Origin of the sequence: Mammaliicoccus sp. Q-M61, assembly GCF_022386055.1 — a bacterium.
In the GTDB taxonomy this organism is placed as follows: domain Bacteria; phylum Bacillota; class Bacilli; order Staphylococcales; family Staphylococcaceae; genus Mammaliicoccus; species Mammaliicoccus sciuri_A.
This window is the reverse complement of the sequence record NZ_JAJNJL010000011.1, coordinates 66,139-85,556: the sequence shown is the minus strand read 5'-3', so window position 1 is coordinate 85,556 and position 19,418 is coordinate 66,139. Positions and strand designations below refer to the sequence as shown.

Annotated in this window: 38 protein-coding genes and 1 pseudogene; 35 read left to right on the top strand and 4 right to left on the bottom strand. The window is 33.6% G+C overall.

What is annotated here, in order from left to right:
• Positions 1-162: 162 nt before the first annotated feature.
• The 4 genes from tsaE to tsaD are packed head-to-tail and all read left to right on the top strand — an operon-like array spanning position 163 to position 2,713.
• Complete coding sequence (gene tsaE, locus LQ677_RS12765; RefSeq protein WP_025905051.1) at positions 163-621, top strand: tRNA (adenosine(37)-N6)-threonylcarbamoyltransferase complex ATPase subunit type 1 TsaE; 459 nt, start codon at positions 163-165, stop codon at positions 619-621.
• Complete coding sequence (gene tsaB / locus LQ677_RS12760) at positions 602-1,267, top strand: tRNA (adenosine(37)-N6)-threonylcarbamoyltransferase complex dimerization subunit type 1 TsaB (RefSeq protein ID WP_239749002.1); 666 nt, start codon at positions 602-604, stop codon at positions 1,265-1,267. The genes tsaE and tsaB overlap by 20 nt, the downstream gene beginning before the upstream one ends.
• The gene (gene rimI, locus LQ677_RS12755) at positions 1,240-1,707 is read left to right on the top strand and encodes a ribosomal protein S18-alanine N-acetyltransferase (protein WP_037589608.1); all 468 of its coding nucleotides are present in this window, start codon (positions 1,240-1,242) and stop codon (positions 1,705-1,707) included. The genes tsaB and rimI overlap by 28 nt, the downstream gene beginning before the upstream one ends.
• Positions 1,700-2,713, top strand: a complete 1,014-nt coding sequence (gene tsaD / locus LQ677_RS12750) for a tRNA (adenosine(37)-N6)-threonylcarbamoyltransferase complex transferase subunit TsaD (RefSeq protein ID WP_025905054.1) — start codon at positions 1,700-1,702, stop codon at positions 2,711-2,713. The genes rimI and tsaD overlap by 8 nt, the downstream gene beginning before the upstream one ends.
• Before the next feature lie 263 nt (positions 2,714-2,976).
• Here the strand turns inward: tsaD and LQ677_RS12745 are convergent, their stop codons facing one another.
• The 3 genes and pseudogenes from LQ677_RS12745 to LQ677_RS12735 form a co-directional block, all read right to left on the bottom strand.
• Positions 2,977-4,026: a tyrosine-type recombinase/integrase gene (locus tag LQ677_RS12745; RefSeq protein WP_239748994.1), complete on the bottom strand. Its 1,050-nt coding sequence runs from the start codon at positions 4,024-4,026 to the stop codon at positions 2,977-2,979.
• 41 nt (positions 4,027-4,067) lie between these two features.
• Positions 4,068-4,628, bottom strand: coding sequence for a hypothetical protein (locus tag LQ677_RS12740; protein WP_239748992.1), 561 nt, complete (start codon positions 4,626-4,628; stop codon positions 4,068-4,070).
• A 161-nt stretch (positions 4,629-4,789) separates the two neighbouring features.
• Positions 4,790-5,005 (bottom strand): annotated as a pseudogene (locus tag LQ677_RS12735) (helix-turn-helix domain-containing protein); the annotation flags it as partial.
• Positions 5,006-5,161: 156 nt separating this feature from the next.
• Here LQ677_RS12735 and LQ677_RS12730 point away from each other — a divergent pair.
• From LQ677_RS12730 to LQ677_RS12720, 3 genes are all read left to right on the top strand, one after another.
• Positions 5,162-5,389 (top strand): helix-turn-helix transcriptional regulator, encoded by a 228-nt coding sequence (locus LQ677_RS12730; protein ID WP_210136215.1) that lies wholly within the window; start codon positions 5,162-5,164, stop codon positions 5,387-5,389.
• Positions 5,390-5,412: 23 nt separating this feature from the next.
• Complete coding sequence (locus tag LQ677_RS12725; RefSeq protein ID WP_204236273.1) at positions 5,413-5,625, top strand: hypothetical protein; 213 nt, start codon at positions 5,413-5,415, stop codon at positions 5,623-5,625.
• 156 nt (positions 5,626-5,781) lie between these two features.
• Positions 5,782-5,973, top strand: coding sequence for a hypothetical protein (locus tag LQ677_RS12720; protein ID WP_129407454.1), 192 nt, complete (start codon positions 5,782-5,784; stop codon positions 5,971-5,973).
• On the opposite strand, the gene LQ677_RS12715 is transcribed toward LQ677_RS12720, so the two are convergent.
• Positions 5,970-6,209 (bottom strand): hypothetical protein, encoded by a 240-nt coding sequence (locus LQ677_RS12715; RefSeq protein ID WP_239748991.1) that lies wholly within the window; start codon positions 6,207-6,209, stop codon positions 5,970-5,972. The two genes, LQ677_RS12720 and LQ677_RS12715, sit on opposite strands and share 4 nt — an antisense overlap.
• Positions 6,210-6,325: 116 nt before the next feature.
• On the opposite strand from LQ677_RS12715, the gene LQ677_RS12710 reads away from it, so the two are divergent.
• From LQ677_RS12710 to LQ677_RS12575, 28 genes are all read left to right on the top strand, one after another.
• Positions 6,326-6,658: a hypothetical protein gene (locus LQ677_RS12710; protein ID WP_239748990.1), complete on the top strand. Its 333-nt coding sequence runs from the start codon at positions 6,326-6,328 to the stop codon at positions 6,656-6,658.
• Entirely contained in the window at positions 6,658-7,059 is a 402-nt protein-coding gene (locus tag LQ677_RS12705) for a VRR-NUC domain-containing protein (protein WP_239748989.1), read from the top strand. The genes LQ677_RS12710 and LQ677_RS12705 overlap by 1 nt, the downstream gene beginning before the upstream one ends.
• Positions 7,040-8,215, top strand: coding sequence for a helicase-related protein (locus LQ677_RS12700; RefSeq protein ID WP_239748987.1), 1,176 nt, complete (start codon positions 7,040-7,042; stop codon positions 8,213-8,215). Before LQ677_RS12705 ends, LQ677_RS12700 begins: the two co-directional genes overlap by 20 nt.
• Positions 8,216-8,437, top strand: a complete 222-nt coding sequence (locus tag LQ677_RS12695) for a DUF2483 family protein (RefSeq protein WP_239748986.1) — start codon at positions 8,216-8,218, stop codon at positions 8,435-8,437.
• Complete coding sequence (locus LQ677_RS12690; RefSeq protein ID WP_103361725.1) at positions 8,430-9,188, top strand: AAA family ATPase; 759 nt, start codon at positions 8,430-8,432, stop codon at positions 9,186-9,188. The genes LQ677_RS12695 and LQ677_RS12690 overlap by 8 nt, the downstream gene beginning before the upstream one ends.
• Before the next feature lie 39 nt (positions 9,189-9,227).
• The gene (locus LQ677_RS12685; protein ID WP_239748985.1) at positions 9,228-9,770 is read left to right on the top strand and encodes a DUF669 domain-containing protein; all 543 of its coding nucleotides are present in this window, start codon (positions 9,228-9,230) and stop codon (positions 9,768-9,770) included.
• A gap of 69 nt (positions 9,771-9,839) precedes the next feature.
• Positions 9,840-10,349: a hypothetical protein gene (locus LQ677_RS12680; protein ID WP_239748984.1), complete on the top strand. Its 510-nt coding sequence runs from the start codon at positions 9,840-9,842 to the stop codon at positions 10,347-10,349.
• 4 nt (positions 10,350-10,353) lie between these two features.
• Complete coding sequence (locus tag LQ677_RS12675; RefSeq protein ID WP_204206115.1) at positions 10,354-10,539, top strand: hypothetical protein; 186 nt, start codon at positions 10,354-10,356, stop codon at positions 10,537-10,539.
• A 12-nt stretch (positions 10,540-10,551) separates the two neighbouring features.
• Positions 10,552-10,707, top strand: coding sequence for a hypothetical protein (locus tag LQ677_RS12670; RefSeq protein WP_239748983.1), 156 nt, complete (start codon positions 10,552-10,554; stop codon positions 10,705-10,707).
• A complete protein-coding gene (locus LQ677_RS12665) occupies positions 10,707-11,447 on the top strand; it encodes a helix-turn-helix transcriptional regulator (RefSeq protein ID WP_239748982.1) in 741 nt (246 codons plus the stop codon). The genes LQ677_RS12670 and LQ677_RS12665 overlap by 1 nt, the downstream gene beginning before the upstream one ends.
• Positions 11,441-11,983, top strand: coding sequence for a DUF3310 domain-containing protein (locus LQ677_RS12660; protein WP_239748981.1), 543 nt, complete (start codon positions 11,441-11,443; stop codon positions 11,981-11,983). The genes LQ677_RS12665 and LQ677_RS12660 overlap by 7 nt, the downstream gene beginning before the upstream one ends.
• Positions 11,984-11,987: 4 nt before the next feature.
• A complete protein-coding gene (locus tag LQ677_RS12655; protein ID WP_239748980.1) occupies positions 11,988-12,227 on the top strand; it encodes a DUF3269 family protein in 240 nt (79 codons plus the stop codon).
• On the top strand, positions 12,212-12,385 hold the full coding sequence (locus LQ677_RS12650) for a hypothetical protein (RefSeq protein ID WP_239748979.1): 174 nt from the start codon (positions 12,212-12,214) through the stop codon (positions 12,383-12,385). The genes LQ677_RS12655 and LQ677_RS12650 overlap by 16 nt, the downstream gene beginning before the upstream one ends.
• A gap of 3 nt (positions 12,386-12,388) precedes the next feature.
• Positions 12,389-12,772 carry a hypothetical protein gene (locus LQ677_RS12645; RefSeq protein WP_239748978.1) on the top strand — a complete coding sequence of 128 codons (384 nt, stop codon included), beginning with the start codon at positions 12,389-12,391 and terminating at the stop codon, positions 12,770-12,772.
• Entirely contained in the window at positions 12,772-13,209 is a 438-nt protein-coding gene (locus LQ677_RS12640; RefSeq protein WP_239748977.1) for a hypothetical protein, read from the top strand. The genes LQ677_RS12645 and LQ677_RS12640 overlap by 1 nt, the downstream gene beginning before the upstream one ends.
• Positions 13,202-13,432 carry a hypothetical protein gene (locus LQ677_RS12635; RefSeq protein ID WP_239748976.1) on the top strand — a complete coding sequence of 77 codons (231 nt, stop codon included), beginning with the start codon at positions 13,202-13,204 and terminating at the stop codon, positions 13,430-13,432. The genes LQ677_RS12640 and LQ677_RS12635 overlap by 8 nt, the downstream gene beginning before the upstream one ends.
• Entirely contained in the window at positions 13,419-13,610 is a 192-nt protein-coding gene (locus LQ677_RS12630; RefSeq protein ID WP_239748975.1) for a hypothetical protein, read from the top strand. The genes LQ677_RS12635 and LQ677_RS12630 overlap by 14 nt, the downstream gene beginning before the upstream one ends.
• Positions 13,611-13,826: a hypothetical protein gene (locus tag LQ677_RS12625; RefSeq protein WP_239748974.1), complete on the top strand. Its 216-nt coding sequence runs from the start codon at positions 13,611-13,613 to the stop codon at positions 13,824-13,826. It abuts the gene before it with no gap.
• A gap of 1 nt (position 13,827) precedes the next feature.
• Positions 13,828-14,334, top strand: coding sequence for a hypothetical protein (locus LQ677_RS12620; RefSeq protein ID WP_239748973.1), 507 nt, complete (start codon positions 13,828-13,830; stop codon positions 14,332-14,334).
• A gap of 69 nt (positions 14,335-14,403) precedes the next feature.
• Positions 14,404-14,928, top strand: coding sequence for a dUTP diphosphatase (locus tag LQ677_RS12615; protein WP_239749000.1), 525 nt, complete (start codon positions 14,404-14,406; stop codon positions 14,926-14,928).
• 54 nt (positions 14,929-14,982) lie between these two features.
• Positions 14,983-15,414 carry a YopX family protein gene (locus tag LQ677_RS12610; protein ID WP_239748972.1) on the top strand — a complete coding sequence of 144 codons (432 nt, stop codon included), beginning with the start codon at positions 14,983-14,985 and terminating at the stop codon, positions 15,412-15,414.
• Between the two features lie 3 nt (positions 15,415-15,417).
• Positions 15,418-15,573 carry a hypothetical protein gene (locus LQ677_RS12605; protein WP_239748971.1) on the top strand — a complete coding sequence of 52 codons (156 nt, stop codon included), beginning with the start codon at positions 15,418-15,420 and terminating at the stop codon, positions 15,571-15,573.
• Positions 15,570-15,809 carry a hypothetical protein gene (locus LQ677_RS12600; protein ID WP_239748970.1) on the top strand — a complete coding sequence of 80 codons (240 nt, stop codon included), beginning with the start codon at positions 15,570-15,572 and terminating at the stop codon, positions 15,807-15,809. The genes LQ677_RS12605 and LQ677_RS12600 overlap by 4 nt, the downstream gene beginning before the upstream one ends.
• 12 nt (positions 15,810-15,821) lie before the next feature.
• On the top strand, positions 15,822-16,025 hold the full coding sequence (locus tag LQ677_RS12595; protein WP_239748968.1) for a hypothetical protein: 204 nt from the start codon (positions 15,822-15,824) through the stop codon (positions 16,023-16,025).
• Positions 16,026-16,150: 125 nt separating this feature from the next.
• Positions 16,151-17,041 (top strand): primase alpha helix C-terminal domain-containing protein, encoded by an 891-nt coding sequence (locus LQ677_RS12590; RefSeq protein ID WP_239748967.1) that lies wholly within the window; start codon positions 16,151-16,153, stop codon positions 17,039-17,041.
• 17 nt (positions 17,042-17,058) lie between these two features.
• Positions 17,059-18,366, top strand: coding sequence for a DNA primase family protein (locus LQ677_RS12585; RefSeq protein ID WP_239748966.1), 1,308 nt, complete (start codon positions 17,059-17,061; stop codon positions 18,364-18,366).
• A 310-nt stretch (positions 18,367-18,676) separates the two neighbouring features.
• A complete protein-coding gene (locus LQ677_RS12580; RefSeq protein WP_239748965.1) occupies positions 18,677-18,913 on the top strand; it encodes a hypothetical protein in 237 nt (78 codons plus the stop codon).
• The gene (locus tag LQ677_RS12575) at positions 18,900-19,346 is read left to right on the top strand and encodes a transcriptional regulator (RefSeq protein WP_232181551.1); all 447 of its coding nucleotides are present in this window, start codon (positions 18,900-18,902) and stop codon (positions 19,344-19,346) included. The genes LQ677_RS12580 and LQ677_RS12575 overlap by 14 nt, the downstream gene beginning before the upstream one ends.
• Positions 19,347-19,418: the final 72 nt, after the last annotated feature.

The window sequence follows — 19,418 nt, the reverse complement described above, 5'->3', positions numbered from 1 at the left end:
GCATATCAGAATACATGTCAACAGAAGATTTAGATTTTTCTAAAAATTTAGATAATGAAAGCGCTTTATTGATAAATGAACCATTCATTACCCAATTAAATAAATATTTGTTATAATAGTTCAGTTAGTTTAAGTAAAGAAAAGGTAGGTGCCAAATTAGTGATTATTCAAGTTGACTCATTAGAAAAAACGCAACAAATTGCTGAAAAATTAGCTCAAGTTGTAACTGAAAATGATATTATTTTGTTGAATGGAGATTTAGGAGCGGGTAAAACCACTTTTAGCCAATATTTCGGAAAGGCTTTAGGCGTTAAAAGAAACATTAATTCACCTACCTTTAATATAATAAAGTCCTACAAAGGGAGATTGCCTTTTCATCATATGGATTGTTATAGATTAGAAGATAGTGATGAAGATTTAGGATTTGATGAATACTTTAATGATAATGGTGTTACGATTATTGAATGGAGTGAATTCATTCAAGAATATTTACCTAAAGAGCGTTTAGAAATCAACATTAAGTATATTGACGCCGATAAAAGGGTGTTTGAAATTATTTCTAAAGGTGAACATTATAAACAGATAAAGGAAGTGCTAAATGATGACAACATTACTAATTGATACTTCTAATCAACCTTTAGCAGTAGCACTTGTTAAAGATGGAAATGTATTAATCAATTATCAGTCCAATATAAAGAAGAATCATTCATTACAATTAATGCCTGTTATTGAATCGTTAATGGATGAAGCGCAAATAACACCTCAATCATTGTCAGAAATTGTCGTTGCTAATGGACCTGGTTCGTATACGGGGTTGAGAATTGGTATTACAACAGCAAAGACGATGGCATATACTTTGGATATTCCTTTATATGAAGTTTCATCTTTAAAGGCATTAGCAGCAACATATAACAACGAAAATGATCTTATTGTACCTTTATTTGATGCTAGAAGAGACCATGTATTTGCTGGTGTTTATCAATATAAGGATGATAAATTAGAAACAATCAAAGAAGATAGTTATATTTCTATTGAAGCATTGAATCAATTTTTAAAATCACAAAATCATCCATATATATTTATTGGTCACGATGTATTAAAGTTACAAGATAAGTTAGAAGGTAGAAGTCTTTCAAAATTACCTGATGCTTCAGTAATGTATAACATTAAGGAACAACCGGTGTTAAATGTTCATGAACTAAAACCAAGATATCTAAAATTATCAGAGGCGGAACAAAATTGGAAAAACAATCAAACGAAGCATTAGAAATTAGAAAAATGTCAATTGAAGATGTCCCTCAAGTATACGAAATAGAAAATCATAGTTTTACACAAAGTTCATGGTCTATTGACGCATTTTATCATGAGTTAGAGAAAAATGAATTTGCGCATTATTTTGTTGTCTCTTTAGGTGAAGAAATCATTGCATATTGCGGATTGTGGTTAGTTATTGATCAAGCACAAATTACGACAATATCTGTTGCCGAGCAATATAGAGGTAATGGAATAGGACAAATGTTATTAGAATATGCGATGACTTTTGCAAGTGCAACTTGTACAACGATGAGCTTAGAAGTAAGAGTGGATAATGAAGCGGCGAGACATGTTTATGAGAAAGCTGGCTTTACGTATGGTGGCGTTAGGAAAAATTATTATGGCGATGGAGAGGATGCTAAAGTGATGTGGGTGAGTCTAAAAAATGTCTGAATCAATTATATTAAGTATAGAAACAAGCTGTGATGAAACAGCAGCAAGTGTCATAAAAAACGGCAATGAAATTATCAGTAATGAAGTTGTTACACAAATGATGACACATAAAAAATTTGGCGGTGTAGTACCAGAAGTAGCGAGTCGTCAACACGTTGAAGTGATGACAACAGTGATTGATGAAGCTTTGAAAAATGCAAATATGCAAATGGATGACATTGATGCAATAGCTGTAACAGAAGGTCCAGGATTAATTGGTGCTTTACTTGTCGGAGTTGCAAGTGCTAAAGCTTTAGCATTTAGTCATCAAAAGCCACTTATTCCAGTTCATCATATTGCAGGGCATATTTATGCTAATCATCTTGTTAAACCATTAGAATTTCCTTTAATTGCATTAATTGTTTCAGGTGGACATACAGAACTGATTTATATGAAAAATCATTTAGATTTTGAAGTTATAGGTGAAACGCGCGATGATGCAGTCGGTGAGGCATATGACAAAGTTGCTAGAACAATAGGTTTACCATATCCAGGAGGTCCTGAAGTTGATAGACTTGCTCAAATCGGTCAAGATACTTTGAATTTCCCTAGAGTATGGTTAGAGAAAGACAGTTATGATTTCAGTTTCAGTGGTTTGAAAAGCGCAGTTATTAATACATTGCATAATAAAAAGCAAAAAAATGAAGAAATCATAAAAGAAGATGTTGCAACAAGTTTCCAAAATAGTGTTGTTGAAGTACTTGTTGGCAAAACAATGGCTGCAGTTAAAGACTATGATGTTCAACATTTAATTGTGGCTGGTGGTGTAGCTGCGAATAAAGGTTTACGTCATGCACTAGAACAAGAATCAAATAAATTAGGAATAGATCTTAGTATTCCACCATTAAATTTATGTACAGATAATGCTGCTATGATAGGGTCAGTAGCTCATTTCTTATATGAAAATAACCGCTTTTCAAACATGAAATTAAACGGTAAAAGTTCTCTAGATATTGAAGCATTTTAATATACAATAATTTGTAATATTGCACTATAGACGTTATACTCAATATGATATAAAAAGATTGAGGAGGCGTTGTAAAGTGGAAGTTAATACTTATTTTAATTTTAAAAATAGTATTGAAGCATTAAAGTTCTACGAAGAAAAATTAGGTGCAACGGATATTATGAGAGTTCTTACACTAATTAATAATTAATTCAAAGCCTTGGTGTTACTGGGTTTTCTTGCGATTGTTAAGTTAATATACCTGAGCAAGTGTCAAAAAAGTGTCAAGAGAATAATTCTCTTACTTTCTGACCTTGCTCTTTTTTATGTTCATCTAAAAGGTGTGAATAAATATCTAATGTAATAGATATATTCGAATGACCTAATCTCTTGCTAATATATTCAACAGGTATACCTTTACTTAATAAATATGATGTATGCGTGTGTCGTAGGGCATATGGTGTTATCTTTGCATCTTCTATACCTAATTCTTTTTTAGTATGGTCAAACGCTTTTCTAACAGCTGTATGTGATAACTTAAATAGTTTACCGTCAATTCGTCTAGGTAGCTTAGACAGTTTATTATTGAGAAGTATCACGTCTTTATGGTTAACCTCTACATCACGTTTTGAGTTAGATGTTTTTGTACCTGGTAAATGTACGATACCTGGTTCTTTATTTAGATCGTCGTAAGTCATATTAATAATATCGCTATATCTAGCACCAGTTATAGCAAGTAAATATAAAAATATATAACTTTGTTCATCTCGTGTTTTGAAGTATTCCAACATTGACTCATACTCATTAATAGTCATGAACTTAGTTTCTTCGCTTTTAGTTTTCTTAGTACCTTTAGCAACAACATTATAAGTAGGGTCCTTTTTCAAATATCCATCGTATATAGCATCACGTAAACATGGTGCAATACAGCCATTTACTTTTCTAACCGTTTCGGAAGTACGACCATTACCGTATTTATTTAAGAATTTCTGATACTCTGAACGTGTGATATTTTTAATAAGCATGTTCTTACCAAAATAATCATTGAACAAATCGATTGATCGCTCATACCAGTAATACTGCTTTTTGGACAAACTTTTCTTATTCTTATTTACTAGCCAATCAGTATAATAATTTTCAAACGTTTTATTATCTTCAATCATATTGCCATCTTCTAAATCTCTTATTAATTGTTGCGCAGCGTATGTTGCTTCTGCTTTAGTTTTAAAACCAGATTTACGCTTTTTCCCCGATTTAAAAGATTTATGTTTAACATCATATTGCCAAGAAACAGATGTTTTGTTTTTACGTTTCGTAACTGTAAATGATGCCATAGTTATTCCTCCTTATAAGAAAACCTCACGTAGTGTGAGGGTTAGTTGATTATGCTAAATTTATTTTTATCAAGTCCAGAAGTTCTGCTGAATGGCTCTTTGTCTTCATAAAAACCATCAATAAATGGTACATCATTTTTATCCCCACCTAAATATGTTGCTAAAGCAGCACCTTGCAATTCTTTACCAATATTAGTTGATAAATTCTCTTTCTCTTTTTTAGTTAATTGTTTAACGTCATTAGAAACATAATAAGAAATAGTATCATCGTTCGGAGTATCGACTTTCGTTACATAGTTATCAAGTCCGTTTTGCTCTAATCTTCTTCGGACAGTGTCTTTAAAATCTTCAATATCGGCATCACTAATTTTTTTGACTTCTTCTGATTTATTAGTGTTCTCTTTTTCTGTTTTCTTAGCTTTTTCTTCTAATCTCTTATTTGTTTCTTCGATTTCTTTTTCTTCTTTGCTAGGTTGACTATCTTCCGTCATTTTAGCCATACAACCCATGAATAAAAATAAAATCAAAGCTAATACTGCTATTAGTCCAACACATCCAATCGCAAATTCTTTATTAGACATCTCTTTTTTATTTTCTTCCATTCCACATTCTCCTTTATTTTATATTTATATTAAGCACCACCGAAGTGATGCTATTTCCCTTGTTGTGATTTCAAAAATTTCACATATTCTAATACTTTTTGCATTTCATCTTCGTCTAGGTCGTTTACTTCGCCATCAAGATGCGCTGCGATCGTAGTCGGTTTGTATTCTTCTTCAACTAAATCAGCTTTAGAAACGCCGAAGTAATTAGCAAGTAATTCTATTTTATCTATACGTGGGTATGTTTTAGCGTTTATCCAATCTGAAACAGTTGTATATTTTAATTTTAAATCATTAGACAATTTAGTTCTGTCAACATTTTTCTCTTTCATATACTTAGAAATATTTTTAGCCATTACTTCTTTGTTACCCAACATAATTATCATTCCCTTCTATATAATGTCTACAAATTCATTATACGTTTTATCCGTAATATTTACAAGTATTAAAAAAATATTATGTTTTAACCGTTGACATTACGTTTTTACCGTAGTATAGTTATGACAGTTAGAAAAAGAAAGCGGGGTGAAAATATGCAAGATGTTCAACTAAGACGTGAACCCTACACTTTAAAAATGTTAAGAGCTAAGTTTGATTTAACGCAAGCACAAGCAGGAGAGAGAGTAGGGGTTTCAGCAGACGTTTGGCACAACTGGGAAAAAGCAAAGACGTTCCCAAATGTTCCACAGATTGAAAGAATTGAGGAAGAATTTAATGTCACTTATAATGAGATTATTTTTTTACCTAAGAATAACGGTTAAACCGTAATTAAGGAGTGGTTAACATGGAATTCATCGGTTTTGCAGACGTGAAAGAGTTCAAAAGAATTAGCGGGATATCAGAGAACGATCTGGAAAGGAAAGTTTTCGCTAATAAAGGTTTTCAAGAAAAATGTATGTATCGATTTGGAAACGGAAACAAGCGTTACATCAAAGTAGCACCAGCTATTGATTATATAGCAAATAACCTTATGCAAAATGAAACGGAGGTTAACTAAATGAAATACGTCACATTAACAATGTTCTTAATACTAGAGTTCTTCATTATTGCAGCGTTTAGCGTAACGCCGTTTGAACATTCGTTCCTGTCCTGGTTACTCACAGTGATGTTGTTTGAAGCGTGGGACCAAGTAAAGGAAATGGAGGAGGAGTAGATGGATATTAAAAAGATTTTGAATAGAGATAAAAAAGAGATGGTTAATCTAAACCCTCTAATTGAATCAGAAATTGATGAACTTAGAGTTTCAGCTTTATTTATTAAAACACAAAAATTCTTTTATGAAAATCAAATAAGCGAAGAGGAACGCAAGTCGTTAGCTCGCATGCTCAACGCTTACTATAACTAGAATTTGATGTTGTTTAAAACATCTAAAGCATCAAGAGTGTCTTGAGACTTTTGTTGTTCAGCTGATTTAGAGTACTCATCATTGAATTTGTTAGCTTTTTCAATAGCTTCAACGTATAGTTTCAAAGCTTTATCAACATTTACCTTACCAGGGGAAACGGAGTTTTTAGAAGCTTCAAAATTCTTAGTACTTATTAAAGCAGCAGCGAACTTATCAGGGTCGATATATGGAGTCATATTTTCTCACCACACTTTCATATTAAATTAATTTAATTGTACCAAATAAAAGGAGTGAGAACATGATTTATCAAAACAAATAAAAAACTCCAACTGTTTGCAGACAGAAGGAGTAAATGAAATTAGAAATATTATTACAGAAATTATACAACTTAATAGAAAGGATGACAAGTATGCATGATACACATCCATTGAATATCTTACACCAAATCGACAATGAGATATTCCAATATTTACACCTTAACGGTATAACATTCGATTTCAAAGTCGAGAATTATTTTAGTGATATGACAATGAAATACAGTATCGATTTCTTGAACGGTACTGAACGTGGTCAAATCATGTTGGATAAAGAAGGTAAACGAGAGTTCAAAAACAGAATGAATTATTGCTTTATGTTGGAACCTGAAAGGTATGACAGACCGACTAATGTAAAGGTGATTTTCTAATGGCTGGACCAGAGAAGAAAGTAGAACAAGCCATTATCAAATGGTTAGAGTCATACAACGGTAAAGACGGACCACCATATCACACAGTGGTTTATAAAATACATGGTGGCAGTCAGTTCCAAAAGTCTGGCATACCCGATATCTTATGTAGTTATTTTGGTCACTTCGTAGCAATAGAAGTTAAGAGACCAGATGGTAAAGGTGAATTAAGCACAAACCAAATTATCAACTTAATAAAAATAAATATGTCTGGAGGTATAGGCATTGTCGCAAAGTCACTCGATGAAGTTAAACAAAGACTTAGTGAGCATGGTATCTACAAACCTAATCCTGAAACCTACGCAAGTAGAAGTTCTCAAAGGGTTACCGAAGAACACATTAATGGCTTTAGGGACATCTAGTGGAAAAACGTTAGTTTCACTCCACCATTATCTTAAGTACAACAAAGGTGAAAAACTATTGATTGTTGCACCACCTGCCAAGATTTTAGAAGGTGGTTGGGACCATGAGATAGAGTTCGTGAACACAAGATACAACATTGATATACCTTACGAAACGTTAAGTTATGGCAAGTTGCGACAAAAGGACGTATGGAAACAGTACAAAGGTTACTACGTCATATTTGACGAATGTCAGGGAATTAAAAACCCTACCAGTAATCAGGGTAAATATGCTCGTAAATTGATTGATGTGAGTACGGGTTGGTGCATGTTATCGGCAACACCAGCAAGTAATGGTTGGGGCGACTGTATAAACTATTTCATCATCAACGGATACGTCAAAAACAAAACACAATTTGAACGTGAATTTGCAGTTAAAGAAATGAAGAAACGTAAGGACGGCAAACAATATCCAGTCATAACGGGATACATCAACGAGCGTACTTTAAAGAAATGGTTTGAGTCATTCAGTGTGAGTAGAGATACAGATTATTTTCACGATTTACCTGAAATGCAGTTTGAAGAAATCAAGCTACCTAAGTCTACAGAATATAAAAAAGTATTAAAAGATAGAGCATTAATCGATTTAGATACACAGACCATTATCCAGTACGATACACAACCTAGATTACAAGCAGCGTTAAGGTACTACGGTAATCAACAGGCTAAATTGAATTGGCTTGAAATGTTACTCGACGGTACGAAAGAGAATGTGTTGATTTTCTACCACTTCACAAAAGAGAAAGATGACATGGTCAAGTTAGCAGAGAAGTTAGGCAAAACAGTTTATGAAGTAAGTGGTCAACAGAAGGTACTACCAAATAAGAAAGAATGGGACACGTTACAAAACAGTGTAACCATTGTCCAATATCAGGCTGGTGGTGCTGGTATTGAATTACAGTACAACTCACTTTGTGTGATGTACACACCAACTTACAGTTATCAAGATTACACACAAGCACTTGGAAGAGCGCAACGTGTAGGCATGAAGAAACGATTAACTGTATATGAGTTAAAAGTTAAAGGCACGATTGATATGAAAGTGTATCAAGCATTGAAAAATAAAAAAGATTTCACTGATGAATTGTTCAGTGAGTATGTAAACGAGGTGGAGTAATTGGCACAAATAACCACTTATATTATCAAACACAAGTTGATTGATATTTATGTAACTAATAAACCAACTGAAAATGCACCACATATTAGTTACTCAACTGATTTTGGGCGTGCTAGACAGTTTGATGGTTTAGATAACTCAAGTATAGATATGAGTGATCATATCGCAATTATGAAAATAGTAACAGAAACAACTGAATATAAGGAGGTACCACATGAGTGACATTCTAAGTAAGTTACGCATACAAGATATATCAAAACGTAACAGTGATAAGTTTTACAAATTCGTAGTATATGGTCGTTTTGGTACAGGTAAAACAACAGCACTAACAAGAGAGAATAACGCTTTAATTTTAGACATAAATGAAGATGGTACGACAGTAACAGAAGACGGTGCAGTAGTAGAAATTAAAAACTTCGAACATTTACAGTACGTCATCACAAACTTACCACAAGTATTACAAGCCTTACGTGAACAGGGTAAGCAAATAGACATTGTGGTTATTGAAACACTTCAAAAGTTACGTGACATTACAATGGACGACATCATGAAAGGTAAATCTAGTAAACCTACATTTAATGACTGGGGCGCAGCAGCTACACGAATAGTCAGTATGTATAGATTAATCGGTAAATTACAACAGGAACATAAATTCCACTTTGCAGTAACAGGTCATGAAGCAATGAATAAAGAGAAAGATACAGACGGTGCAACACTTAATCCAACTGTAACCATTGAAGCACAAGAACAAATTAAAAAAGCAGTGGTTAGCCAGTCAGATGTACTCGCAAGAACATTAATTGAAGTGACTGATCAAGAAGGTAAGAAAGATTTTAAATACATCTTCTCAGTTGAACCATCAGACTTATTTGAAACAAAAGTAAGACATTCACCAAGCGTGACGATTAGTAATAAGAGATTTGAAAATGCAACGTTAAGCACAATCGTAGATGCAATTAGAAACGGAAACTAGGAAATACCATAAAAAATAAATTAAAAGGATGATTATATTATGAAAATGACAATTGATTTCACAAACGCAAAAGAGCAAGGAAACTTCTTACCAGCAGGTAAACATACAGTAAAAATTAAAAATATCGAAGGTAAAGAAACACAAAACGGACACCCACAATTAATTATCACATTTGTAGATGCGAATGGTAGAGAGTTCACACATTACCAATTAGCCAACTTTGAACACGATTGGGTTAAAAACTGGTTCTACAACTTCACTAAAAACGCAGGTCTACCAGTTAAGAAAGAAAACTTCTCATTCGATACAAATGATTTAGTAGGTAAACCAATCTTTGTTGATGTTCAACGTGAGTACAACGATTACAGCGACAAATACGTGAACAGATTAAAATACACTGCTAAATACGAAAAGGACAAAGCAGACCAATGGAATGAAGAATATCCTATCAGCGAAGAAGAAAAACTATTTAAAGCGAAACAAAACGGTGGTAATGAGTCAAACGCAGGTAACAGCAGTAATAACCCATTTGCTAATGCTAATGGTCCAATTGATATCGATGATGATGATTTACCGTTCTAAGTTAAATACAAGCGCTAGCAATATATAAGTCTAGCGCTATCTTTATATCAAAAATGAGGAGATGACTAAATGAGTAGGAAGTATCACGTTACACAACATGCAATAGAACGATATTGGCAACGTGTCCATATCGGTAAAACCAGAAATGACATGTATAACTGGATATCTCAAGCAATTGAAAACGGGATATTCATTAATACTGATGAAGAAGAACAAAAACATTATTACAGATTTAATGAATATAAAATCGTTCTTAGTTTTGACTATAAAGTGATAACAATTTCTTACTATTACAGTCAAGACTTGAAAGAATTTAAGAAAGATATCAACGCAGCGATTATTAAGAAGTTCAAGAAACAATTAAAACCTTATTTAAAAATAGAAAAGGACACGCTTATCAATATGTATGAGACAAAAATTAAAAGGTTGAAGGCTAGAAGTCCGAAAATTAAAGAAACGTTAGACGAAACAATAGAAGAATTAGAAAGAGATTTAAAAAGCGCTAGACATAACATTAACGACATTCTTAAGGTATCACATAAATATTATCTCACTAAAAAAGAGTTAATTGAGGAGTGATCACATGGAAGAACCACAAAGATTAGTTGTAGCGAAAGTCACTGCAGAGTTAAGAGTCGAAATATATGCACGAGGCAGAACTAAAGAAGAAGCAGAAGAATACGTCAAAAATTTAGCAGAACAAAAGTCACCAGACTTAATAGACGGAAAAATAAAAGAACTAGAACCAGAAATATTATGGGTTGATTAGGGAGGAATAAATATGTTAGCGAGAAAAGCACATCATGCACCAGTAATATACTGGCATGAAACTACACCGAAGAAGAAAGTTAAATACAAGAAAGCTGAAACTAAACCAGTTCAACGCAGTGAGTATTACAACAACTTATTTTATTCGTATTTTAAGGGGTGGGAGTAATGGCTAGAAAAGAACGTGCAGGCAAGACAGTTTACTTGTATGAGCCACTATACAACAAACAAACGTCAACAACTTATAAAGAGATAGCAGGGTGGTTAGGAGTAGAACCAAGCACAGTAAAGTCATACGCAGTTAAGAGAATATATCACAATAAATTAAATGCTTATATTTTAAATGAGAAATCAAATGTTACTGAGAAAAGAGAGATGAATATAAAGCTAAAAGTAAAAGATGAAATTTGGAGAAAAACCAAAATATACGGTCTAAAGGTAAGTAATTTAGGCAGATTTAAAGGGACTAACATATACGGTAATGAATACTTTGTATTACCTAACATGGTTAATGGAAGCATGTACATCATATACAAAGGTAAAACAATGAACGCACGAAATTTTGTTTATAAAGCATTTGTTGGAACGATAAAAGAAGGCAATCAAGTGTTTGTGAAAAACGAACCTAAACACAATATTGGTGCAGATAACCTAATGCAAATGACATTTGATGAATATGTAGCACGCATGAACAGTAAGAAAAGATGTAAACCAGTAGTGTTTTTAGACGAGAACGGTCAATTGATAGATGAATACAAAAGTATAATTCGAGCATCAGAAGAAACATTGTACGACAGAAAGATGATTAGCAAAGTATGTAACGGTGAATTGAAAGTCCCATACACAGTAGGTTACGCAAACGCATTTATGTGGGCAGATGAATATTATGAGAAGGAAGGGATATGCTGATGAAGTTTAATATTGGTGATCGCGTACATGTGACGAGGATAAATCATGAGGATGTTGATTTTTACGGGACTATATCATATATAGAAGGTTATTTAATGGAGATAAATAGTTGTTCTGACCATCACTATAGAACTAGGGTGGTGTACGCGCCTAATCATAATAAATTTGGTAAAGAAAAATTTGACTACTACACCCTATCAACAGACGAAGAAGATACAGAGGAACCAGAAGTACAGTTTAATGAAGAAGCATGGAGACAAGCAGGGAAAAATATCAGAAATTTTATGAATGGTCTAAACGATAAATTAGATAACGACACACACGATACAGTGAACAAACCATCACATTATATGTTAGGTGACATTGAAGTGAAGGACATCATCGCAATTGTGGCTGATAAATATCATAAAGGGTCAGTAGCACATAACGTGGCAAGTGCGTTGGAGTATCAAATGAGAGCGCCAGAGAAGAATGGGCTAGAGGATATTAAGAAAGCACGTAAATGCTTAGACTTCGCTATTGAGAATTGGGAGTGAGTGTATGGGACTACTTGATAAATACGATCTATACAATTCAGAAGGCAAAAAGATGTTTACAGTGATACCTGGTAAAGAAATCAACACTTTACTAGGTATGCCGCATACACCGTTTGTGAATCAAGAACATAAGTTGACAGATAGTCAGTTAAGACAATTTAAAGCAGCACACGATTTGAAGTTAGAAAAAGAGTTAGGAATGCATCTTGATATATGGGAGTGGTATTTATGCCAACAATTTTAGACGAACTAATCGTAGCTAATAATAACTTGAATAAAAATAAGACTGGTAACTTGCACATAGACAACGCGACAGACTCCTTCGGTAAAGAAGTTTTAAGAGAAGTGATGAAACAGATTGAGAACGGTGCAAATTTAGATGATGAATATGTGGAGGGCTAAAACATGACAATAATAAAAAAAGAGAAAGCAATGATGGCACGTGAGTTTATAGTTTTTGGGCTTGAAAATAATATTAAAAATTTGATTAAACATCCTATAAATGAGGAGCATTGGGAAAAAGCAATTATTCATTTTAATAGCGACGGTATACCTATTGTGTCGGAAAATGTACGTAAATACCATATGTACAAAATAGAAATTGAAGAACCTATCACAGAACGCACCAACTTAGACACATTAGTTGAAGTAAGAGAAAACGGTACTGTTCATACACATTACGATACATCAATTAGAGAAGAAGAACGTGACAGTACAGTAGAATTTCACACGTTAATAGACGGTAAGTTAGTACTAATATGGGATAGAGAAGAAGGGCTGGTGGAGTAATGAACACATTAACTGAATTAGGTGAACGAATTATCAAAACAGAAAAACAACTCGATCAGTACAAAACAGCACACAACAAATTAACTTCTGGATTAAAAGAAGCAGTCGCAGAAAGTATTAAGTATAAGCGTGAACGTGATGAACTAAGCAATAAGTTAGATAAAGAATGTAATGACAATTATAAGTTAGAGGGTCAATTGAACGACATGACCAAACAACGAGATTCACTTATTGGAGATGTGGAGAAGTTAAGGGAAGAAGTTAAATCACTGAACAGAGAAACGACTAAATATTTTGAACATTGGCAAGAAATATTCGGTATATACAGTAAACTCACTGAACACATCAAAGACAAAGCATTAAATAATCCAAGTGAACATAGATATTTCAGATTAGTACATTTCATAGATGATTTGGAGGCTGGAACAGATGATTGAAGAAATAGAAGTTTTCGTTAAAGGACGTTTATTTACTTTTAAAAATAAAGACTTTTCGCAAGAAGATTTAGAAATAATGTGGGAAATGATATCTACGAGAATAGGTACAGATGCAATTTTATCTATAAGTCCACACAAAGATATATTAATTAAAGCCACATCAATAGATTTTGCAAATAAAGTCTATGACTATGAGGAGGCTGATACTCATGAAGGAAATTAAATCATATATGTATCAAGATGGACAACAATTATTTTCTATCAATAGAGAAGAGATAGAAAAGTATCTACAAGATGATGAATTTGATGGTTTTCAAATAATTATTAACAGAATTAAAAATAGAGTTGAAGTGCATAAAATAAAGAAACCGATAAATGTGATTGATACGGAGGCTGATTAAATGGCGAAGAAAAACTATGAAAACATGTGGCACAAGTTAAAGGAAGAATTATTGTCTGAGTACCCATTTTTAGAAAGAGTGTGGGTATCTACAAGCGGAGAAGGCGAACATGCTGAAATGTGCAAAGCGAATGAAATACTTAGGCGTATGGACGAACTAGACGGCACACATGAATTTAGCAATTTACTAGATGACATGAATAGGAGTGGCAAATAACATGAGTTATTACTATAAAGCAAATGAACAAAAATCATTCGAGATTTTAAGGTTATTACACAAAATGCATAAGCATGAAACTGCAGTATTAGATTGGTTGAAAAGTAAGTTCGAAATGCCTGAAGATGGTACGTTTAATGTTTTTGACGAAGTACCCGATTTTACAGATGACATTCTTCGTGATAATCCACACCTTAAAACACTTGTAAACAAAACGAATAATAGACTAAACAAACGAAACAAAGAATCTAAAGAGTTAATAAGCGATTGGCAAGAATATAAAAAGCAACAAGGACTAAGTGTAAAAGGAAGTTATCCAAGAATGAGTTATGTATTTACCTTAAGAGATTTGTTCCGATATGGTTCGATCAGTCCATTGTTTGATAAAGAAAACCAAGTAGTATATTTCAAGACTTCTGAGCAAAGTAACCATGAAGCGTTGGAAGATATAACAATGAAAGAATATAACTTGAAAGAAATAGAGTTAGATGAAAGTGAGGACAAATAAATGAAACAACATATTATAAAAAGTAGAAACGGTACATCTGAACCGAATTATGAATTTACAAAGTTTGGTATGAACAACCTAAACATCAAATTACTATCAGACAACGCAACAATACCAACTAGGGCATACGGTGTGAGTGCAGGACTTGATATATATGCAGCAGAAACAGTAGTGATTGAACCACAAGAAAAGATGTTGCTTGCTACAGATATAGCAGTAGACATTCCAGAAGGTTATGTAGGTCTATTGACCAGTAGAAGTGGTGTAAGTAGCAAGACGCATTTGGTCGTAGAAACAGGAAAGATAGATGCAGGATATAACGGACATGTGAAAGTGAATATTAAGAATGATAAACAAAGAAGTAGCACTATTGATTATAACGATTATGGCGATTTTTTAACAATAACTGGTGAGAAATATACAGATATAGGTGCGCCAGATAACCCTGGTAATTCATACAGAATCAAAAAAGGCGACAAAATAGCACAACTTGTTATCACACCAATCGTGACACCAGAAGTAAATGTAGTGAAGGAGTTCGACGGAAAAAGTGAGAGGGATACAAAAGGATTCGGATCAAGTGGATATGTGTAAGGGTGGCGAAAGTCACCCAGATATTTTAGATAAGGTAAAGGAAGTGTTGGGAAGATGAATAGACCAAAATTCAGAGTATGGGATATAGAAGAACAAAAATGGTATAAACCAACTTACAAAGCTTACAAAAAAGAGTTGCATGATATACAAATCGAGTTAAACGGAGACTTATCAATAAGGACATTTGATGAAGAAGGCAAATTCGTGACTATACACGAAAGTATGTTTAGAGGACGTTATGAAGTAATAGAGTTTACTGGACTATTCGACAAGAACTGTAAGGAAATTTATGAGGGGGATATAGTCAAACATGACCCTGTACCTAATCCATTTATAAGTAATGCTTACTTCGAAATTATTCAAGCTAGAAGTGGAGAATGGCGTATGGATAATTATAGAGGTGGTCAAGTATTAGCATACGGTAATCATGAAGTAGAAGTAGTTGGTAACAAATTTGAACATCCACATTTACTAGGGGAGGAATAACTTATGAAACTAATATCAATCACATTATCAATATCGCTAATAGCATTGTACACATTAATCAAACGATTATATAAAAACGCTGGTGTGCAAGATAGTATAGACGTCGAAAGTTACGCAAGTGATATGTCAGCACCAATCGATTATGAGGTGTATAAATGACTAAATACGTATTGATTTTTAACAATGACCCAATAGCAGTGGGAGATAAATGGCATGTGGAAGATATGAAACAATGGGAAATCTATTATGGTGCTACAAGTGATATGTTTGAAATTAAAAAGTTTGATGATTACTACAAGCATTATGATAAAAATTATGTGGCACCAATCTATTATGAAGACACACAAGCATATAAAGACAATGAAGTATGGTTCACAGGAATGGGGCGATGTTGAATGAGAGAGTTTATGAAAATATTAATGATCATTGTAATAACTTTGAATTCTTCAACAATAGTGTTCCAAGTACAGCATGGTTTATATCCATTACTATGGGATAAAATTCTCATCATAATACTTTGCTTACAAATCATAAGTCAACTTAGTGACATTAAAAAATTAGAAAAAGAGAAAGTCACAATACTTCGTATCAATAATAGGAGTGATGACTAATGTTAATCGCAGCGACAATATTTGTAGTAATTGTATTAGCACTTATATTAATGGCAGTAATGGAGGGGTAAGGATACCTCACACAACTATCACACGTCACAACAATTTCAAAGGAGTTAATTAACATGATCAACCTACAAAATGACATCACACTTAAACATAACGTAGATATTACAATCACATACTTCGAGGACTTATACAAAGTGGATAAGCCACAACTTGTCACAACATCATACCAAGATTTTATCAGAGTACTATCTCAACCGAAAACTTTCACATCTAAAGCAAGTGCTGGTGGTTTTGTAGGTGGTCCTGTTATTAATAGAAGGGAAAATGCGAACGTCCAGAATAGAACCCTTTTAACTTTTGATTTAGACGACTGTCCACCTCACTTTGATTTATATCAACATATGCTAGACCATTTCGGTGTTGCGTTTGTCATGTACTCAAGTCATAGACATACAGACCAAGCACCTAAATATAGACTTATCATACCTGTAACTGAACCAATACCAGTTGAAAAGTACAGACCATTACAAGAGAAGTTAATCACAGTGATTGGCTTTAAGAACAAAACGTACACAGATAACCCAGCAGATGATGATGTGTTAGTGGATAACGCCTCAACAGTGTTATCACAACATATGCATATGCCAACAGTATCAGATGACGGTAGCACTTATGTGTTCAAGTACCATGACGCACCAATATTAGATACGAACGTTGTACTTAAGTACGTGAATGATGTACCTAAAAAGCGTGGTAACTACACACCAAACGATACAAACCACTGGATAAAAATACTTGATGGTGTAGGCGACGGGGAACGTAACACAACAGCGACATCATTATGTGGTCATTTGCTAAGAAGGTACATTGATCCAGAACTTGTTTATAGTATTTTACTGATGTGGAACGAACGTAACAGTCCACCTTTAGAAGAAAAAGAATTAAACAGAACATTTGACAGTATTATGAAAAAAGAAATTAGACGTAGAGAGCAACAATACAACTAATGGAAGGAGGACATAGCGTGACAATAGACCATACACTTATGGAGAAACTAAAAAACAATGCGATAGAAGAAAACATCAATGCATTTTTTGAAGATAAAAAATTCGCACACCATAAGTTTTCAAAATATATCACAAAGAAATACCATATCATCACGTTAGATAACACCTTACACATTTACCATGATGGTATTTATATACATGATGAACTGAAGATTAAGCAACACATTATCAATGAAATACCAACACTTAAACAAACGCAGATACGAGAAACGTTAGAGTACATTAGATTAATCGCACCTGTTAAAGACCATGCTACACCTTTCTTTATTCCAGTATTAAATGGTGTGTATGACTTTACAAGCCATACTTTAGTACCACATTCACCAGATATAGTCGTGACAGCTAAGTTTAACGCAACATACGACCCTAAAGTCAATTCAGATATCGTAGACCAAGCACTATTGACCATTGCAGATGATGACCTAGAAATCGTTCAACTGTTCACAGAGATATTTGGTTACCTGTTATTTAAACAAAACTTCTTAGACAAGTCATTCCTTTTAGTTGGTAATGGTGGTAACGGTAAATCAACACTACTGAATATGATGGCTAACTTCGTTGGAGAAGAAAACGTTTCGAGCGTGAGTTTACCTGGACTATCAGAACGATTTAACTTAGCAGAGTTACACAACAAGTTGTTAAACGCAGGCGATGATATACCAATACAATCAATCAAAGATGCATCTAACTTTAAGAAACTATCAACAGGTGAACGTATTACAGCAGAACGTAAAGGTCAAGACCCATTCCAGTTCCGTAACTATGCCAAACTTGTGTTCAGTGCTAATGCCATACCTAGATGGTTTGAGAATAGTAACGGCATATTCGATAGATTGGTTTTAGTACCATTGAACGCACAGTTAAGGAATAACCCTAAACGTGACCCATTCTTAGAGAAGAAAGTCACTACTGATGAAGCAAGAAGTCACATATTAAACTTAGCCATTAAAGCGCTAGGTCAACTGTTACACAGACGTAAGTTTACTATACCAGCAGTATCTAGTCAGAAGATGGAAGAGTTTAAAGAGGACAATGATCCATTACTTGGTTTTCTATCTGAAGTTAATTTACATGAACGTGTCATAACAGAAGTGTATGTTGATTACCAAAATTGGTGTGAGTTTGAGGGGTATAAATTCCCGTTAAGAAGAAAGGACTTTATCAATAAAATACTTGAAAATGGTTTCGAGAAGAAGAAATTTAGACATGATGATTACGAAAACCCTCAATGGAGTTTTGTAAATAGCATGATGAAAGATAAATAATTGTTCCATAATTAGTTAATGTTCCAAAAAATGTTCCAATAATTTTAAAAACTGGAACTACTTTTAACCCTAGAGCTGCAACGGTTAAAGATATACTGTTCCAACTGTTCCTATTTTTATAATTTATATAGTAAACAAATATATAAATAAATATATAAGAGTGTAGTAAAAAAAGTCGGAACGTCTGGAACGGGTACTCATGACGCTTACTGGCTCTAAGGTTGAAGGTGTTCCGAAATGATTTTATTTTAGGAACAAAAGAGGAACAAAAAGGAACAGAACAGGAACGGAAACGAGGAGTGTTAATAATATGTGGATAATTATATCAATCATACTAGCCATTAACTCAATGTGGCTGCTTAAACTAAATAAAGACTTAATAGAACGTAATAAATATTTAATAAGACGCGAAGAGACTAACAAAACAATAAATGGTTTGGTATTTGAACCAATGACTCAAGAGGATATAGAGAAATTAAAAGAAACATTGCAAGATAAGTTGAAAAAAGAATCAGATAATAAGGAGGACTCACATGAAATTAGGTAAAGAAGATATCCCGAAGTTAGAACAGTTTTGGATGAACTACGATAATTTAAAAGGGCAACTTTTATATAGAAGATACGAGATACTGTATCAACCAGAAGACACTAACCAAGGTGGTGGTAAATCAAACATACCAAGTAACCCAGTAGAGAGTGAAGTGGTCAAGCTACATCAAGATATGAAGTACCGTAACTTACAGGCTACGATACAAGCAATAGAGGATGTATACCGTATGGCTACACCAGAACAGAAAGGCATTATTGATTATAGATACTGGGAGAAGGACCTGCTTATATATGAGTGGGAAGACATAGCTCATGAGTTAACTAAGCGTAGGGAAGACGATAAGGTATTGAGTCAGTATTCGGTTATACGTATGCGTAATCAAATCATGAGAGATACTGCTAAGAGAATTGGTTGGATACACTTTGACTAAAGCGCAATTACCACACTAGCGAATTGCGGTTTGAATCTTGATAAGATGATATTGTAGAAAGATTGAAGATAA

Coding starts and splice junctions, on each gene's coding strand:
- tsaB (WP_239749002.1), top strand. CDS start 602: ATGACAACATTACTAATTGATACTTCTAATCAACCTTTAGCAGTAGCA.
- tsaD (WP_025905054.1), top strand. CDS start 1,700: ATGTCTGAATCAATTATATTAAGTATAGAAACAAGCTGTGATGAAACA.
- LQ677_RS12745 (WP_239748994.1), bottom strand. CDS start 4,026: ATGGCATCATTTACAGTTACGAAACGTAAAAACAAAACATCTGTTTCT.
- LQ677_RS12740 (WP_239748992.1), bottom strand. CDS start 4,628: ATGGAAGAAAATAAAAAAGAGATGTCTAATAAAGAATTTGCGATTGGA.
- LQ677_RS12730 (WP_210136215.1), top strand. CDS start 5,162: ATGCAAGATGTTCAACTAAGACGTGAACCCTACACTTTAAAAATGTTA.
- LQ677_RS12725 (WP_204236273.1), top strand. CDS start 5,413: ATGGAATTCATCGGTTTTGCAGACGTGAAAGAGTTCAAAAGAATTAGC.
- LQ677_RS12720 (WP_129407454.1), top strand. CDS start 5,782: ATGGATATTAAAAAGATTTTGAATAGAGATAAAAAAGAGATGGTTAAT.
- LQ677_RS12715 (WP_239748991.1), bottom strand. CDS start 6,209: ATGACTCCATATATCGACCCTGATAAGTTCGCTGCTGCTTTAATAAGT.
- LQ677_RS12710 (WP_239748990.1), top strand. CDS start 6,326: ATGAAATTAGAAATATTATTACAGAAATTATACAACTTAATAGAAAGG.
- LQ677_RS12705 (WP_239748989.1), top strand. CDS start 6,658: ATGGCTGGACCAGAGAAGAAAGTAGAACAAGCCATTATCAAATGGTTA.
- LQ677_RS12700 (WP_239748987.1), top strand. CDS start 7,040: ATGGCTTTAGGGACATCTAGTGGAAAAACGTTAGTTTCACTCCACCAT.
- LQ677_RS12690 (WP_103361725.1), top strand. CDS start 8,430: ATGAGTGACATTCTAAGTAAGTTACGCATACAAGATATATCAAAACGT.
- LQ677_RS12685 (WP_239748985.1), top strand. CDS start 9,228: ATGAAAATGACAATTGATTTCACAAACGCAAAAGAGCAAGGAAACTTC.
- LQ677_RS12680 (WP_239748984.1), top strand. CDS start 9,840: ATGAGTAGGAAGTATCACGTTACACAACATGCAATAGAACGATATTGG.
- LQ677_RS12675 (WP_204206115.1), top strand. CDS start 10,354: ATGGAAGAACCACAAAGATTAGTTGTAGCGAAAGTCACTGCAGAGTTA.
- LQ677_RS12670 (WP_239748983.1), top strand. CDS start 10,552: ATGTTAGCGAGAAAAGCACATCATGCACCAGTAATATACTGGCATGAA.
- LQ677_RS12665 (WP_239748982.1), top strand. CDS start 10,707: ATGGCTAGAAAAGAACGTGCAGGCAAGACAGTTTACTTGTATGAGCCA.
- LQ677_RS12660 (WP_239748981.1), top strand. CDS start 11,441: ATGCTGATGAAGTTTAATATTGGTGATCGCGTACATGTGACGAGGATA.
- LQ677_RS12655 (WP_239748980.1), top strand. CDS start 11,988: ATGGGACTACTTGATAAATACGATCTATACAATTCAGAAGGCAAAAAG.
- LQ677_RS12650 (WP_239748979.1), top strand. CDS start 12,212: ATGCCAACAATTTTAGACGAACTAATCGTAGCTAATAATAACTTGAAT.
- LQ677_RS12645 (WP_239748978.1), top strand. CDS start 12,389: ATGACAATAATAAAAAAAGAGAAAGCAATGATGGCACGTGAGTTTATA.
- LQ677_RS12640 (WP_239748977.1), top strand. CDS start 12,772: ATGAACACATTAACTGAATTAGGTGAACGAATTATCAAAACAGAAAAA.
- LQ677_RS12635 (WP_239748976.1), top strand. CDS start 13,202: ATGATTGAAGAAATAGAAGTTTTCGTTAAAGGACGTTTATTTACTTTT.
- LQ677_RS12630 (WP_239748975.1), top strand. CDS start 13,419: ATGAAGGAAATTAAATCATATATGTATCAAGATGGACAACAATTATTT.
- LQ677_RS12625 (WP_239748974.1), top strand. CDS start 13,611: ATGGCGAAGAAAAACTATGAAAACATGTGGCACAAGTTAAAGGAAGAA.
- LQ677_RS12620 (WP_239748973.1), top strand. CDS start 13,828: ATGAGTTATTACTATAAAGCAAATGAACAAAAATCATTCGAGATTTTA.
- LQ677_RS12615 (WP_239749000.1), top strand. CDS start 14,404: ATGAACAACCTAAACATCAAATTACTATCAGACAACGCAACAATACCA.
- LQ677_RS12610 (WP_239748972.1), top strand. CDS start 14,983: ATGAATAGACCAAAATTCAGAGTATGGGATATAGAAGAACAAAAATGG.
- LQ677_RS12605 (WP_239748971.1), top strand. CDS start 15,418: ATGAAACTAATATCAATCACATTATCAATATCGCTAATAGCATTGTAC.
- LQ677_RS12600 (WP_239748970.1), top strand. CDS start 15,570: ATGACTAAATACGTATTGATTTTTAACAATGACCCAATAGCAGTGGGA.
- LQ677_RS12595 (WP_239748968.1), top strand. CDS start 15,822: ATGAAAATATTAATGATCATTGTAATAACTTTGAATTCTTCAACAATA.
- LQ677_RS12590 (WP_239748967.1), top strand. CDS start 16,151: ATGATCAACCTACAAAATGACATCACACTTAAACATAACGTAGATATT.
- LQ677_RS12580 (WP_239748965.1), top strand. CDS start 18,677: ATGTGGATAATTATATCAATCATACTAGCCATTAACTCAATGTGGCTG.
- LQ677_RS12575 (WP_232181551.1), top strand. CDS start 18,900: ATGAAATTAGGTAAAGAAGATATCCCGAAGTTAGAACAGTTTTGGATG.